The organism is Hydrogenophaga sp. OTU3427, from assembly GCF_038440225.1.
GTDB lineage: Bacteria > Pseudomonadota > Gammaproteobacteria > Burkholderiales > Burkholderiaceae_C > Hydrogenophaga.
In genome coordinates, this window is record NZ_JASATI010000003.1 from 135,087 (window position 1) to 149,463 (window position 14,377).

Here is a 14,377-nt window from a genome sequence, read left to right on the forward strand (position 1 = left end):
CCTGCGGGCGGTGTGAATACCCGGCGGGGCCTTCTGGGCCAAGGTGGCCCATCCAGGAGTCTGGGCCAGGGTGGCCTGACCGAACCGCGCCTGGCGGGGCCGCCAGGCAGGTATTCAGAAAGGCCGTTTGTCCTGCCACCAGACCAGCACCTGATGGACCGACTGGTCCACATCAAGTGCCGAGTTGTCCAGCAGCAGGGCATCTTCGGCGGGCTTCAAGGGTGCGCTGGCTCGGGTTGAGTCTTGCCGGTCGCGCGCTTCCAAGTCCGCCAAAAGACTGTCGATTTTAGCGGAAATCCCTTTGGAAATCAATTGCTTATGGCGGCGTTCGGCGCGTTGTGCCGCGCTGGCGGTCAAAAATATCTTCATCGGGGCCGCCGGGAAGATCACCGTGCCCATGTCGCGGCCATCGGCCACCAGGCCCGGCGCGCGCTGAAAACCGTGCTGCAGGGCCAGCAGGGCCTGGCGCACGGAGGGCAGCGCCGACACGCGCGAGGCGGCCATGCCGGCGGCCTCGCTGCGCACGGCGTCGCTCACGTTCTCGCCGTCCAGCCAGATGCCCTGACCGTCAAAACGCACCGCCATCGAACCGGCGAGCGCGCCGAGCTGGCGGGCCAAGGTGGGGTCGGCGAGGTCTTCGCTGCGGGTGGACAGGCCGGCCTTGTCGGCCGCCAGGCCCACCAGGCGGTAGAGCGCGCCGGAGTCCAACAGGTGGTAGCCCAGGCGCTGCGCCACGGCCGCGCCCAGCGTGCCCTTGCCCGAGGCGGTGGGGCCGTCGATGCAGATCACCGGTACCTCGTGGGCCACCGGTGCCACCACCTCGAACAGGGTTTCGAAGTAGTCGGGAAAGGTCTTGGCCACACACTTGGGGTCTTCGATGCGCACCGGCAGGCAGGCCGGGTTGAAGGCCGCCAGCGAGAAACACATGGCCACGCGGTGGTCGTCGTAGGTGTGGATGGACGCCGGCCGCCAGCCGTGCGCCGGCAAGGGCTCGACGCGGATGAAGTCGGGGCCTTCCTCGACGGTGGCGCCGAGCTTGCGCAGTTCGGTGGCCATGGCGGCGATGCGGTCGGTCTCCTTGACACGCCAGCTGGCGATGTTGCGCAGCGTGGTCGTGCCGTCGGCGTAGAGCGCCATCACCGCCAGCGTCATGGCCGCGTCGGGGATGTGGTTGCAGTCGAGGTCGATGGCCTTCAGGGGCCAGGCGCCGCGCTGGATGACCAGGTGGTTGGGGCCGCCCGTGATGTGGGCGCCCATGGCCTGCGCGGCCTCGACAAAGCGGATGTCGCCCTGGATGGACGCCAGGCCCACGCCCTGCACGGTGACGCCCGACGTGCTGGCGATGGCGCCCAGGGCAATGAAGTAGCTGGCCGACGAGGCATCGCCTTCGACGAACACGTCGCCGGGCGAGCGGTAGCGGCTGCCGGCCGGGATGGTGAAGCGCTGCCAGCCATCGCGCTGCACGGCCACGCCAAACTGGGCCAGCAGCTTGAGCGTGATGTCGATGTAGGGCTTGGAAATCAGCTCGCCCACCACGTCGATCACCACGTTTTTGGTGGCCACGAGGGGGAGCGCCAGCAAGAGGGCGGTGAGGAACTGGCTGGACACGTCACCACGCACGCGAATGGGCTGGTCCAGCTGGAGCGTGGCCGGCTGGCCATGGCCCAGGCGCAGCGGCGGGAAACCGGCATTGCCCAGGTAGTCGATCGGGCAGCCGAGCTGGCGCAAGGCGTCGACCAGATCGCCGATGGGGCGTTCATGCATGCGGGGCACGCCGCGCAGCTCGAACTGGCCGCCGTGTTGCGCCGCCAGCAGCGACAAGGCCGCACACAGCGGCCGCATGGCGGTGCCGGCGTTGCCCAGGAACAGGTTGGCGGACTGGCGCGGCAGCGCGCCGCCCAGGCCGGTGATGGCCAGCGTGCCATCGGCCTGAGGCTCGACGCCACAGCCCAGCTCACGCAGCGCCGCCAGCATGACCCGGGTGTCGTCGGAGTCGAGCAGATCGTGCACCGTGGTGCGGCCTTCGCTCAGCGCGGCCAGCAGCAGCACACGGTTGGAAATGCTCTTGGAGCCCGGCAGGGTGACGGTACCGGCGGCGCTCTGCAGGGGCGGCACGTCGAGGAAGGGAATGTCGTACATCAGTCGGAGTCTTTGGAGGCGGGCAGGCGCCACGCGCCGCGCTGCTTGTTGGCCTGCTCGATCAGGGGCACCAGCACGTCGGCGCGCTGATCGGTGAGCGATTGTTCCAGCGCCTCCAGCGCGGCACGGAAGTGGCGCGACTGCGCCAGCACCTCCTCGCGGTTGGTCAGCAGGATGTCGCGCCACACGCTGGGGTCGCTGGCCGCGATGCGGGTGAAATCACGGAAGCCGGGACCGGCCATGGCCAAGAACTTCGCGCCCTCGGGTTGCGCGGCCAGCCCGTTCATGTAGGCAAAAGCCAGCAGGTGGGGCAGGTGGCTGACTGCGGCGTAGGTGCTGTCGTGCGCCTGGGGCGTCATGCGCAGCACCTGGGCGCCCAGGGCGCGCCAGACGGCTTCGGCGCGGTCGGTCTGGGCCGGATCGGTGTGTTCGGTCGGGGTCAGGATGACTTGACGGTCAACGTAGAGGCGCGGGTCGGCGTGCTCGACACCCGCGACCTCCTTGCCGGCGATAGGGTGGGCCGGCACGAAGCCGCCGAGGTGTTCGCGCAGTACGCGCTGGGCTGCTGCCACCACGTCGCCTTTGGTCGAGCCCACGTCCATCAGCAGGGTCTGCGGCGTGAGCAGGTGGCGTATGGCCTTGAAGCTGTCTTCGGTGGCCGCCACCGGCACGGCCAGCAGCACGATGTCGGCACCCGACACCGCCAGCAACGCCGAAGGCGCCTCCACGTCGATCACGCCCAGCTGGCGGGCCTTGGCCGTGGTGGTGGGGGACTTGCTGTAGCCCACCACCTGCTTGACCAGCCCGGCCTGTTTCATGGCCAGCGCAAACGAGCCGCCCATGAGGCCGCAGCCGATCAGGCCAAGCTGTTCGAACATGGTGCTCAGTCCTGCACGGGGTAGGCGCCGAGCACCTTGTAGAAGGCGCACAGGCTCTGCAGTTCGGTCAGCGCCGCGGCCACGTTGGGCTGCGAGGGGTGGCCGGCCAGGTCGATGTAGAAGTAGTACTCCCACTGGCCCGATTTGGCCGGGCGCGATTCGAAGCGCGTCATGGACACGCCGTTGTTCTTGAGCGGCACCAGCAGGTCGTGCACGGCGCCGGGCCGGTTGGGCACCGACACCACCAGGCTGGTGCAGTCCTTGCCCGAGGCCGGTGGCGTGGCCAGGGTCTGCGGCAGGCAGATGACAGCGAAGCGGGTGCGGTTGTAGGCCTCGTCCTGGATGGCGTGGGCGACGATGTGCAGGCCGAACTGCGCGGCCGCGCGTTCGCTGGACAGGCCGGCCCAGGCCGGGTTGGTGGCGGCCAGGCGCGCGCCCTCGGCGTTGCTGGACACGGCGCGCCGCTCGACGTTGGGCAGGTGCTGCGACAGCCAGCCCTGGCACTGGGCCAGCGCCTGCGGGTGGGCCATCACCACCTCGATGCCTTCGAGCGAATTGACCTGGCGCAGCAGGTTGTGGCGGATCAGCAGGCTGACCTCGCCCACCACATGCACCGGCGAGCGCAGGAACAGGTCCAGCGAACGCGCGACAACGCCTTCGGTGGAGTTCTCCATGCCCACCACGCCGTATTGCGCGGTGCCGGCGGCGGTGGCGTGGAAGACCTCGTCGAAGCTGGCGCAGTAGATCAGGTTGGCGGCGCTGCCGAAGAACTCGATCGCGGCCTGTTCGGTGAAGGTGCCTTCGGGGCCCAGCACGGCCACGCGCTGCGGCGCCTCCAGCGCCAGGCAGGCCGACATGATCTCGCGCCAGATCGAGGCCACATGCTGGTTGAGCAGCGGGCCCTGGTTGGCGTTCTGGATCTTTTCGATGACCTGGGCCACGCGGTCGGGTCGGAAGAAGGGCGAGCCTTCGGCCTTCTTGATCTCGCCCACCTGTTCGGCCACGTGGGCGCGCTGGTTCAGCAGGCTCAGCAGTTGTTTGTCGATGCTGTCGATCTGCACCCGCAGGGCGCCCAGCGCTTCGGACTGGATGGGTTGGCTCATGGCAATGTCTCAGGCCTGTTCTTTTTCGAAATCGCGCAGGTAGTCCACCAGCGCCTGCACCCCTTCGATGGGCATGGCGTTGTAGATGCTGGCGCGCATGCCGCCGACCGACTTGTGGCCCTTGAGCTGCAGCAGGCCACGCGCCTTGGCGCCGGCCAGGAAGGCGTCGTTGCGGGACTCGTCGCGTAGGAAGAACGGCACGTTCATGCGCGAGCGGGCGGCATGGGCGACCTTGTTGACGTAGAAGGAGGACGCGTCAAGGTAGCCATACAGCAGTTCGGCTTTGGCGATGTTGCGCCGTTCCATCTCGGCCACGCCACCCTGGGCCTTGAGCCACTGGAAGGTCAGGCCGGCCATGTAGATGGCGTAGGTGGGCGGGGTGTTGTACATGGAGCCGTTGTCGGCCACGGTCTTGTAGTCGAAGGCGCTGGGGCAGGCGGGCAGAGCGTGGCCCAGCAGGTCCTCGCGCACCACCACCAGGGTCACGCCAGCCGGGCCCACGTTCTTCTGGGCGCCGCCAAAGGCCAGACCCACGCGGGACCAGTCCACCGGGCGCGACAGCACGTGGGACGAGAAATCGATCACCAGCGGGGCGTTGCTGCCCAGCGCCTTCAGGTCGGGAAGGGCCTGGAACTCGACGCCGTGGATGGTTTCGTTGCTGCACAGGTGCACGTAGCTGGCGCCGGCGCTGAGGCGCCACGATGCCGGGTCGGGCAGCGTGGTGAAACCGCTCTCCTGCGCGCTGGCGGCCACTTGGGGCGAGCAGTAGCGCAGCGCCTCCTTGGCCGACTTCTGACTCCAGCTGCCGGTCAGCACGAAATCCACCGTGCCAGCGCGCGACAGGTTGAGCGGCACGATGGCGTTTTCGGCCAGTCCACCGCCCTGCATGAACAGGATCTTGAAGTGGGCGGGCACCGCCAGCAGCTCGCGCAGGTCGGCTTCGGCCTGTTCGTAGATGGCACCGAATTCCTTGCCGCGGTGGCTCATCTCCATCACGCCCATGCCGCTGCCGTGCCAGTCCAGCATTTCAGCCGCAGCGGTCTGCAGCACGGCTTCGGGCATGGCCGCGGGGCCGGCGGAAAAGTTGTAGGGGCGGGTCGTCATCTCAAGCCTCCGGCGTGGCGGCCGCGTCGTCGTCCGCGCCACCTTCTTCGGGGGCGGTGTCCTCGCGCACGTTGGCGTCGTTTTCAACGATGCGCTGCAGGCCGCTGAGCTTGGAGCCTTCGTCCAGGCCGATCAGGGTGACGCCCTGCGTGGCGCGGCCCAGCTCGCGGATCTCGCTCACGCGGGTGCGCACCAGCACACCCTTGTCGGTGATCAGCATGATCTCGTCATCGGCATGCACCAGGGTGGCGGCCACGACCTTGCCGTTGCGCTCGCTCTGCTGGATGGCGATCATGCCCTTGGTGCCGCGGCCGTGGCGGGTGTATTCGCCGATCGGCGTGCGCTTGCCGTAGCCGTTGATGGTGGCGGTCAGCACGCTTTGCTGCTCGTCCTCGGCCACCAGCATGGCGATCACGCTCTGACCGTCCTCGATGGTCATGCCACGCACGCCGCGGGCGTTGCGGCCCATGGGGCGGACGTCGTTTTCGTCGAATCGCACGGCCTTGCCGCCGTCGCTGAACAGCATCACATCGTGCTGGCCGTCGGTCAGCGCCGCGCCGATCAGGAAGTCGCCTTCGTCCAGGTCCACGGCAATGATGCCGGCCTTGCGCGGGTTGCTGAATTCGTCCAGCGCAGTCTTCTTGACCGTGCCCATGGAGGTGGCCATGAAGACATAGCGGTTGTCCGGGAAGCTGCGCATCTCGCCGGTGAGCGGCAGCACCACGTTGATCTTCTCGCCCTCTTGCAGCGGGAACATGTTGACGATGGGGCGACCGCGCGAGCCACGCGAGCCCGAGGGCACTTCCCAGACCTTGAGCCAGTAGAGCCGGCCTCGGTTGGAGAAGCACAGGATGTAGTCGTGCGTGTTGGCGATGAAGAGCTGGTCGATCCAGTCGTCTTCCTTGGTGGCGGTGGCCTGCTTCCCGCGCCCGCCACGCTTCTGCGCTCGGTACTCGGACAGCGGCTGGCTCTTGATGTAGCCGCTGTGGCTGAGCGTGACCACCATGTCGGTGGGCGTGATCAGGTCCTCGGTGCTGAGGTCCTGCGCGCTGTGTTCGATCTGGCTGCGGCGTGCGCCCAGCTTGGACTGGCCGAACTCCTTGCGGATGTCGCCCAGCTCGTCGCCGATGATGACCGACACGCGCTCGGGACGGGCCAGGATGTCCAGCAGATCGTCGATCTCGGCCATCACTTCCTTGTACTCGGCGACGATCTTGTCTTGCTCCAGGCCGGTCAGGCGCTGCAGTCGCATTTGCAGGATTTCCTGGGCCTGGGTCTCGGACAACCGGTACAGGCCGTCGCTGCCCATGCCAAAGGCCTTTTCCAGGCCATCGGGGCGGTAGTCGTCGGCGTTGATGGTGCCGCCGTCGGCGCGGGTTCGCGTGAGCATCTCGCGCACCAGCTGGCTGTCCCAGGGGCGGGCCATCAGCTCGGCCTTGGCCACCGGCGGCGTGGGCGATTCGCGGATGATCTTGATGAAGTCGTCGATGTTGGCCAGCGCCACCGCCAGGCCTTCGAGCACGTGGCCGCGCTCGCGCGCCTTTCGCAGGGTGAACACGGTGCGCCGGGTCACCACCTCGCGGCGGTGCTCCAGGAAGACCTGGATCAGGTCCTTCAGGTTGCACAGGCGCGGCTGGCCGTCGATCAGCGCCACCATGTTGATGCCGAAGGTGTCCTGCAGCTGCGTCTGCTTGTACAGGTTGTTGAGCACCACCTCGGGCACTTCGCCGCGCTTGAGCTCGATCACCAGGCGCATGCCCGACTTGTCGGACTCGTCCTGGATGTGGCTGATGCCTTCGATCTTCTTCTCGTGCACCAGCTCGGCCATGCGCTCCTGCAGCGACTTCTTGTTCACCTGATAGGGCAGCTCGTCCACGATGATGGCCTGACGCTGTCCCCTGTCGATGTCCTCGAAGTGGCACCTGGCCCGCATCACCACGCGGCCGCGGCCGGTGCGGTAGCCGTCCTTGACGCCATTGATGCCGTAGATGATGCCGGCGGTGGGGAAGTCGGGCGCCGGGATGATCTCCATCAGGTCGTCGACCGAGGCCTCCGGGTGCTTGAGCAGGTGCAGGCAGGCGTCCACCACCTCGTTGAGGTTGTGCGGCGGGATGTTGGTGGCCATGCCCACCGCGATGCCGGCCGAGCCGTTGACCAGCAGGTTGGGCAGCTTGCTGGGCAGCACCAGCGGTTCTTTTTCGCTGCCGTCGTAGTTGGGGCCGAAGTCGACGGTTTCCTTGTCGATGTCGCCCAGCATCTCGTGAGCGATCTTGGACAGGCGGATTTCCGTGTAACGCATCGCCGCCGCGTTGTCGCCGTCCACCGAACCGAAGTTGCCCTGGCCGTCCACCAGCATGTGGCGCAGCGAGAAATCCTGCGCCATGCGCACGATGGTGTCGTAAACCGCGCTGTCGCCATGGGGGTGGTATTTACCGATGACGTCGCCAACGATACGCGCCGATTTCTTGTAAGGGCGGTTCCAGTCGTTGTTCAGCTCGTGCATCGCGAACAACACCCGGCGGTGTACCGGTTTCAAGCCATCGCGCGCATCAGGCAGCGCGCGACCCACGATCACGCTCATCGCGTAATCCAGGTAGCTGCGCCGCATTTCTTCTTCTAGGCTGATGGGCAGGGTTTCTTTGGCGAACTGGGTCATGGCGGGCAGACGTTGGAAGGCGGGCGCAATCCAGCATTCTAGTTGGGCGCCGTTGGGCGGTTGCCTGCGCTGGCGAATGCGCAAGTGTGGCGCTCAAACAACGTTCGAGGTGGTCAATATTCAATGAAGTTTTAAGCCTGCTCTGTACGTGGGTGACCCCAGAGGCCTTGTGGCAAAATAATCGACAGCGTTTCAAGTGGTGGTCACTTCAAGCGTCGTCATACAACGCAGATGCTCTGCGCCTTCAATCAGAGGAAACCATGCAAAAACTGAATAAAGTGGCAATGCTGTTCGCAACCGCTGCGCTGGCAACTGCCGCGGGTGCACAAACCGTGGACAACTGGCGCGCTAACGACGGCACCGTGTGGAAGAACGGCACCAACGAACTGTGCTGGCGCGATGCCAACTGGACCCCGGCCACCGCCGCTGTGGGTTGCGATGGCGCCATCGTTCCCGCTGCTCCGGCTCCCGCCCCTGTGGCTGCTCCGGCACCCGCACCGGCTGCTGCGCCTGCTCCGGCACCCGCTGCTGCTCCGGCCGCCGCACCCGCTGCGCCCGCTGCCGCTTCCAAGGTGACTTACGCTGCCGATGCCTTCTTCGACTTCGACAAGGCTGTGCTGAAGCCCGAAGGCAAGGCCAAGCTGGACGATCTGGTCGGCAAGGTCAAGGGCATCAACCTGGAAGTGATCATCGCCGTCGGTCACACCGACTCGGTGGGCAAGGACGCCTACAACCAGAAGCTGTCGGTTCGCCGCGCTGAAGCCGTGAAGGCTTACCTGGTGTCCAAGGGCATCGAAACCAACCGCGTCTACACCGAAGGCAAAGGCGAAGCCCAGCCGGTGGCCGACAACAAGACCAAGGAAGGCCGTGCGAAGAACCGTCGCGTGGAAATCGAAGTGGTCGGCACCCGCGCCAACAAGTAATTCCTGACGGAATTGCGCCAGGGCCTTCGGGCTCTGGTTCATAAAAAACCGCGCATTCGCGCGGTTTTTTATTGGCCCTCCGATAATTCAAACCATGAACCCCACCGTCAATGCCGATCCGGCCGAACTGGCCAAGTTTTCCGAACTCGCCCACCGCTGGTGGGACCCCGAAAGCGAATTCCGGCCTCTGCACCAGATCAATCCCTTGCGCCTTGAATGGATCGAGCAGTTGGCGGGCGGACTCGCCGGCAAGCAGGTGCTCGATGTCGGTTGTGGCGGCGGCATCCTGGCCGACTCCATGGCCCGCAAGGGGGCCGATGTGCTGGGCATCGACCTCGCCACCAAGGCATTGCGGGTCGCGCAGCTGCACGCGTTGGAGGCCCAGACCCAGGGCGTGACCTACCGCGAGGTGGCCGCCGAGGCGCTGGCCAATGAAAGCCCGGCGCGGTTCGACGTGGTCACCTGCATGGAAATGCTGGAACACGTGCCCGACCCGGCCTCGGTGGTGGCGGCCTGCAGCACCCTGGTCAAACCCGGCGGCTGGGTGTTCTTTTCCACCCTCAACCGCAACCCCAAGTCCTTTCTCTTTGCCATCGTGGGTGCCGAGTACATGCTCAATCTGCTGCCGCGCGGCACACACGAATACGCCAAGTTCATCCGCCCCAGCGAGCTGGCCAGCTATTGCCGCCGTGCCGATCTGGACCTGCAGCACAGCAAGGGCATGGCCTACAACCCGCTCACGCGCCGCTACTGGCTCAACCAGGACACCAGCGTGAATTACTTGCTGGCCACCCGCAAGGCCGCGGCATGAGCCGTTTTGCCGCCGCCAAGGCGGTGTTGTTCGATCTCGACGGCACCCTCATCGACAGCGCGCCCGACCTCGGGGCCGCCGCCGACCAGATGCGCGTCGCCCGTGGCTTGCCGTCCTTGCCGCTCGATGCCTACCGCCACATGGCGGGGGCCGGTGCGCGCGGCATGATCGGCGTGGCCTTCGGCTACGGCACCGATCACCCCGAGTTCGAGGCGCTCAAGCAGGAGTTTTTTGCCAACTACGAAGCGCGGCTGACCGAACTCACCCGTCCCTTCGACCAGGTACCCGAAATCCTGGAGGCGCTGCACGGTGCCGGCCTGGCCTGGGGCGTGGTCACCAACAAGTCCGAGCGATTCACGCTGCCGCTGACGGCTGCCATGCCCTTGTTCCGCCGCGCGCGGGCCGTGGTCAGCGGCGACACCACCCCCCATGCCAAGCCCCATCCCGCGCCCTTGCTGGAAGCCGCCCGTCGCCTGGGGCTGGACGCCACCGAGTGCATCTACGTGGGCGACGACGAGCGCGACATCGTGGCCGGCCGGGCTGCGGGCATGCCGACGGTGGCCGCGCTGTACGGCTACCTGGGCGCACGCGCCGATGTGGCCGCCTGGCAGGCCGATGCCATCATCGACAGTCCCGGGGGGCTCTTGAAATTGCTGGGCATGCCTTAAACTATGGGTTCCAGGGGCTGCACTGGTTTCGACGTGGGTTCGGACGCGCAGCAGGGCATGTCGAGGTTCTGTCACCTCGTTAATCAGCAGAAAAAATCCAACTGCAAACGACGAACGTTTCGCACTCGCCGCTTAATTGCGCGTGAGCCTCGCAACAGCAAGCCAATAGGCTGGGCAAGGGTTGTGGTGCCGCAAGGCAACACGGTCCAGGCTGCGGGGTAATTTCATTTGGCTGGATCGGCGTCGGGCAACTTGGCGCAGTTCGAGACTCAAGGTTGCTGGCGTCTTGTTCAGCGTGCCACTGCGCGGAGCAAGAAGCGAGATCCAAATCAGACGGCTACACATGTAGAACTGCTCGAAAAAGGCTTGCGGACGGGGGTTCAAATCCCCCCAGCTCCACCACATTACCCAAGACCAACTGGCTCGCCAGTTGGTCTTTTTGCTTGTACCGCGCACGTTGCGGCGGGTTTTCATGATTTCTCAAGCACCGGGCACGCTCGGCATCGATTTCGGCACTTCCAACTCCGCCATGGCCTGGGCCGCAGCCCAGGGGGACGCCCACCTGATTCCGCTGGAAGGCGATGCGGTGTCCATGCCCACCGCGGTGTTCTACAACGCCGAGGACCGCCGCACCCACTTCGGCCGCGACGCGGTGGCGCAGTACCTCAGCGGCACCGAGGGGCGGCTGATGCGCTCGCTCAAGAGCCTGCTGGGCAGCCCGCTGCTGCTGGAGACCACGGTCATCAACCACGAGCAGGTCAGCTTCCAGGACATCGTGGCCACCTTCCTGGCGGCCCTGCGCGACCGCGCCACCGCCACGCTGGGTGCCGCGCCCACCCAGGTGGTGATGGGGCGGCCGGTGTTTTTTGTCGATGACGACCCGGTCCGCGACGCCCAGGCGCAGCAGTCCCTGCTGGACGCGGCGCGGGCCGTGGGCTTCGAGCAGGTGTCGTTCCAGCTGGAGCCGATCGCCGCCGCGCTGGACTACGAGCGCCGCCTCACACGCGAGGCCACGGTGCTGGTGGTCGACATCGGCGGCGGCACGTCCGATTTCACCGTGGTGCGCCTGGGGCCAGGCCGCATGGCACAGGCCGACCGCAGCGGCGACGTGCTGGCCACGACCGGCGTGCACATCGGTGGCACCGATTTCGATCACAAGCTGAGCCTGGAAAACGTCATGCCGCTGCTGGGCTACCGCCACCTGGGGCCCCAGGGCCGCGAGGTGCCCAGCCGCGTGTTCTTCGACCTCTCCACCTGGCACCTGATCCAGTGGCTGTACCAGCCGCGCGCCATCAGCCAGGCCCAGTCCTTGCGGTCGAACTACGCCGACCCGGCGCTGCACGTGCGGCTGATGGAGGTCTTGCACCAGCGCCATGGGCACCACATCGCCCACGAGGTGGAGCTGGCCAAGATCCGCTGTTCGCAGTCGGGGGGTGACACGGTGGTGGATCTGTCCGTCATCGAACGCCGGCTGGGTGCCGATATGGGTGCTTCCGACATGCAGGCACAGTTGGCAGCCCAGTTGCTCAAGGTGGTGGCCTGCGCACGCGATTGTGTGTCGCGGGCGAAGCTGGACAATGGCGGCCTGGACGCCGTGTACCTGACCGGTGGCTCCTCGGCCTTGCGGCCGTTCCAGCAGGCCTTGCAGGCCGAATTCGCGGGCGTGCCCATGGTCGAGGGTGACCTGTTTGGCGGCGTGGCCTCGGGCCTGGCCTACACGCGGCTTTGACGGAAAGGGCGGGGCGATGGTGCAGATGACAGTGGCGGCCCTGAAGGCCTTGGCGCAAGCGCAGGCCGGCGGTGGCTGTGAACGGTGCGCGCCCCTGGCCCACCCGGGCTGGGAGGCCATGCCGGCCGGCTTTGCCGAGCGCGACTTGCGCCAGGTGGGCACGCTGCGGGATGGCTCGGACGAGCCGACCTGGGAGGAGCATCACCCCACCGGCACACGCACATGGTCACCCGAAGCACCCATTGCGCTGCGTTTCCATCCCTGCAACCGCAGCGATGTGTGGGTGTGTGTGGGCTGTGGCCGCCCTTTTCTGCGCTACACCGAGTTCGGTGGCTACTACGTGGAGCAGCGGGTGCGCCTGCTGGACGCGGCCCTGATCGTCGACTGACGGCGCTGAACGCGGGCCGCGTTCATTTGTCCTTGATCTTGCCGCGCGGAATCACCGAGGTGGTGGGTGCCACCGGGCGATCCGAACTGCCCGAAGGGGTGTCGCGGGGTCCGCTGTCCTTCTTGGGCTTCTTGACCATTTTTTCCTTGCGTTGTTCGCCTTTGGCCATGGGGCCTCCGTGGTGGGTTGGGGCGGTGCCGGGCTCGGCGCCGTGCGGCAATGGTAAGCGACTGCGCGGGCGCTTCAGCGGGCGCGAAGGCCTTGCACCAGCGCACCCAGCGCAATGCCGCCGAGCGCCCACAACAGGCTCCAGTTGCCCGTGCCCAGGCCGGCAATCGCCGGTCCGGGGCAGACGCCACACAGGCCCCAGCCGATGCCAAAAATGGCCGCACCCTGCAGGGTGTCCCGGTTGAGGTGGGCCACATGCGTGTGGAAGTAGCCTCCCAGCAGCGGCTGCTTCAGCACACGGGGCATCAGCTTGTAGGCGATCAGCGTCACCGCCACGGCGCCGCCCATCACCAGCATCAGGCCGAAGTCGGTGAAGCGCAGAAAGCCCAGCACCACTTCAGGCCGGACCATGGTGGACAGCGCCAGCCCGAAGCCGAACAACACGCCCGCCGCCAGAATGGCCAACAGGCGCCCAGGCGACATCGGGGGCGCGCTCATGCCAGCCACCTCGTCACCAGGTTGGCGGTGATGAAGGCCGTGGCCATGAAGGTCAGCACCGCCAAGAGCGACGGCCACTGCAGCGAGCCCAGCCCGCAGATGCCATGGCCTGACGTACAGCCGTTGCCCAGCCGCGCGCCGTAGCCGACCAGAAAGCCCCCCGCCACCAACTGCCAGACGGGCACCGCCGTGCCGCCGCGCGTGCCGTCACCCAGCAGCAGCCACCACAGCCACGCGCCCAGCACCAGGCCCGCTGCATAGACCAGCCGCCACAGCCGCGTGTCGGTGTAGCGGGCTTGTTGAAAGTACGGGCGCTGGACCAGGTACGACCAGGTGCTGGAGAACACGCTGCTCATGCCGCCCACCAGGCCGGTGAACACGAACAGCAGCGCCACGCCGGTGCCAATGAACACGCCGCCCAGCAGGTAATGCTGCCAGCCCAGGGGAAAGAGGGTGAGGGTCGTTGCCATGGCGCGAAATTATCTGTCCGTCGGCTCGCCGGGGTGCCTGTCCCAGGCCCATACCCCTGCTTGCTGCATCAGTTGTTGCCAGTGCCGCAGATCGGGGTGTGCAGCGGCCGCGCTGTCCGGCGGCTGTTGGCCCGGCAGCACCAGGCCGCTGTGCAAACGCAGCGTCACGCCGCTGTAGGGGTGCACCAGGTCGAGCGCCTGCGCGTGCAGCCACAGCCGCTGGTGGCCCAGTTGCCCGGCCCACCAGCGGTTCAGCGGCCCCTTGCCGTGGGTGGCGTCGCCAATGATGGGGTGGGCCAGGTGCTTGAGGTGGCGCCGGATCTGGTGCCGTCGCCCGGTGCGGGGCATGGCGGCCACCAGCGAGGCGCGTGTGGTGGCGTGGCGCGCATCGGCCGCCGCCGGCCATTCGAGCCGGCCCAGGCGTTCGAAGTGGGTGAGCGCTTCCTGTGTTGGGGTATCGGGCGGTGCGTCGTCGGGCCGCAGGGCGTGGTTCACCTCGACGCGCTCGGGCGCCCAGCCGCGCACCAGCGCGAGGTAGCGCTTGTGCACCGTGTGCTGCTCGAAGGCCTGCGCCAGCCGGCGTGCCGCGTCCGGGTGCAGGGCCATGAGCAACACGCCGCAGGTGCCTTTGTCGAGCCGGTGCACCGGGTAGACCAGCTGCCCGAGCTGGTCGCGCAGCGCCTGCAGCACAAAGCGGGTCTCGCCCGCGTCCAGCCCGGTGCGGTGCACCAGCCAGCCGGCGGGCTTGTGCACGGCCACCAGGTGTTCGTCGCGCCAGATCAGGGGCAGGGAGGTGTTCATGGGCAGGGGATGCGGGGAATGCCCGGTATTTGAGCACGCCC

The 14,377-nt window shown here is 67.1% G+C and carries 14 protein-coding genes and 1 other RNA gene; 6 read left to right on the top strand and 9 right to left on the bottom strand.

Going from position 1 to position 14,377, the window contains the following annotated elements; all coding sequences use genetic code 11:
- Positions 1-114 precede the first annotated feature (114 nt).
- Genes AAHB17_RS02960 through gyrA form a run of 5 tightly spaced genes read right to left on the bottom strand, consistent with a single transcriptional unit; the run spans position 115 to position 7,880 of the window.
- Complete coding sequence (locus tag AAHB17_RS02960; RefSeq protein WP_342128970.1) at positions 115-2,139, bottom strand: bifunctional 3-phosphoshikimate 1-carboxyvinyltransferase/cytidylate kinase; 2,025 nt, start codon at positions 2,137-2,139, stop codon at positions 115-117.
- A complete protein-coding gene (locus AAHB17_RS02965; protein ID WP_342128971.1) occupies positions 2,139-3,017 on the bottom strand; it encodes a prephenate dehydrogenase in 879 nt (292 codons plus the stop codon). Before AAHB17_RS02965 ends, AAHB17_RS02960 begins: the two co-directional genes overlap by 1 nt.
- Before the next feature lie 5 nt (positions 3,018-3,022).
- Positions 3,023-4,120, bottom strand: coding sequence for a prephenate dehydratase (pheA, locus tag AAHB17_RS02970; protein ID WP_342128972.1), 1,098 nt, complete (start codon positions 4,118-4,120; stop codon positions 3,023-3,025).
- A 9-nt stretch (positions 4,121-4,129) separates the two neighbouring features.
- On the bottom strand, positions 4,130-5,224 hold the full coding sequence (gene serC / locus AAHB17_RS02975) for a 3-phosphoserine/phosphohydroxythreonine transaminase (RefSeq protein WP_342128973.1): 1,095 nt from the start codon (positions 5,222-5,224) through the stop codon (positions 4,130-4,132).
- A 1-nt stretch (position 5,225) separates the two neighbouring features.
- On the bottom strand, positions 5,226-7,880 hold the full coding sequence (gene gyrA / locus AAHB17_RS02980; protein WP_342128974.1) for a DNA gyrase subunit A: 2,655 nt from the start codon (positions 7,878-7,880) through the stop codon (positions 5,226-5,228).
- Positions 7,881-8,140: 260 nt separating this feature from the next.
- Here gyrA and ompA point away from each other — a divergent pair, with 260 nt between their 5' ends.
- From ompA to AAHB17_RS03010, 6 genes are all read left to right on the top strand, one after another.
- Positions 8,141-8,803: an outer membrane protein OmpA gene (ompA, locus tag AAHB17_RS02985; RefSeq protein ID WP_342128975.1), complete on the top strand. Its 663-nt coding sequence runs from the start codon at positions 8,141-8,143 to the stop codon at positions 8,801-8,803.
- A 94-nt stretch (positions 8,804-8,897) separates the two neighbouring features.
- Positions 8,898-9,614: a bifunctional 2-polyprenyl-6-hydroxyphenol methylase/3-demethylubiquinol 3-O-methyltransferase UbiG gene (ubiG, locus tag AAHB17_RS02990; protein WP_342128976.1), complete on the top strand. Its 717-nt coding sequence runs from the start codon at positions 8,898-8,900 to the stop codon at positions 9,612-9,614.
- Positions 9,611-10,282: a phosphoglycolate phosphatase gene (gene gph, locus AAHB17_RS02995; RefSeq protein ID WP_342128977.1), complete on the top strand. Its 672-nt coding sequence runs from the start codon at positions 9,611-9,613 to the stop codon at positions 10,280-10,282. Before ubiG ends, gph begins: the two co-directional genes overlap by 4 nt.
- Before the next feature lie 13 nt (positions 10,283-10,295).
- Positions 10,296-10,684: a transfer-messenger RNA gene (gene ssrA, locus AAHB17_RS03000) on the top strand.
- Between the two features lie 70 nt (positions 10,685-10,754).
- Complete coding sequence (locus tag AAHB17_RS03005; RefSeq protein WP_342128978.1) at positions 10,755-12,011, top strand: Hsp70 family protein; 1,257 nt, start codon at positions 10,755-10,757, stop codon at positions 12,009-12,011.
- A 16-nt stretch (positions 12,012-12,027) separates the two neighbouring features.
- The gene (locus AAHB17_RS03010) at positions 12,028-12,399 is read left to right on the top strand and encodes a hypothetical protein (RefSeq protein WP_342128980.1); all 372 of its coding nucleotides are present in this window, start codon (positions 12,028-12,030) and stop codon (positions 12,397-12,399) included.
- A gap of 22 nt (positions 12,400-12,421) precedes the next feature.
- Here AAHB17_RS03010 and AAHB17_RS03015 read toward each other — a convergent pair whose 3' ends face one another.
- From AAHB17_RS03015 to AAHB17_RS03030, 4 genes are all read right to left on the bottom strand, one after another.
- Positions 12,422-12,568, bottom strand: a complete 147-nt coding sequence (locus AAHB17_RS03015; RefSeq protein ID WP_342128981.1) for a hypothetical protein — start codon at positions 12,566-12,568, stop codon at positions 12,422-12,424.
- A 74-nt stretch (positions 12,569-12,642) separates the two neighbouring features.
- Positions 12,643-13,065, bottom strand: coding sequence for a DUF6691 family protein (locus tag AAHB17_RS03020; RefSeq protein ID WP_342128982.1), 423 nt, complete (start codon positions 13,063-13,065; stop codon positions 12,643-12,645).
- Positions 13,062-13,535: a YeeE/YedE family protein gene (locus tag AAHB17_RS03025; protein ID WP_342128983.1), complete on the bottom strand. Its 474-nt coding sequence runs from the start codon at positions 13,533-13,535 to the stop codon at positions 13,062-13,064. Before AAHB17_RS03025 ends, AAHB17_RS03020 begins: the two co-directional genes overlap by 4 nt.
- Positions 13,536-13,544: 9 nt before the next feature.
- A complete protein-coding gene (locus tag AAHB17_RS03030; protein WP_342128984.1) occupies positions 13,545-14,336 on the bottom strand; it encodes a pseudouridine synthase in 792 nt (263 codons plus the stop codon).
- Between the last annotated feature and the right edge of the window lie 41 nt (positions 14,337-14,377).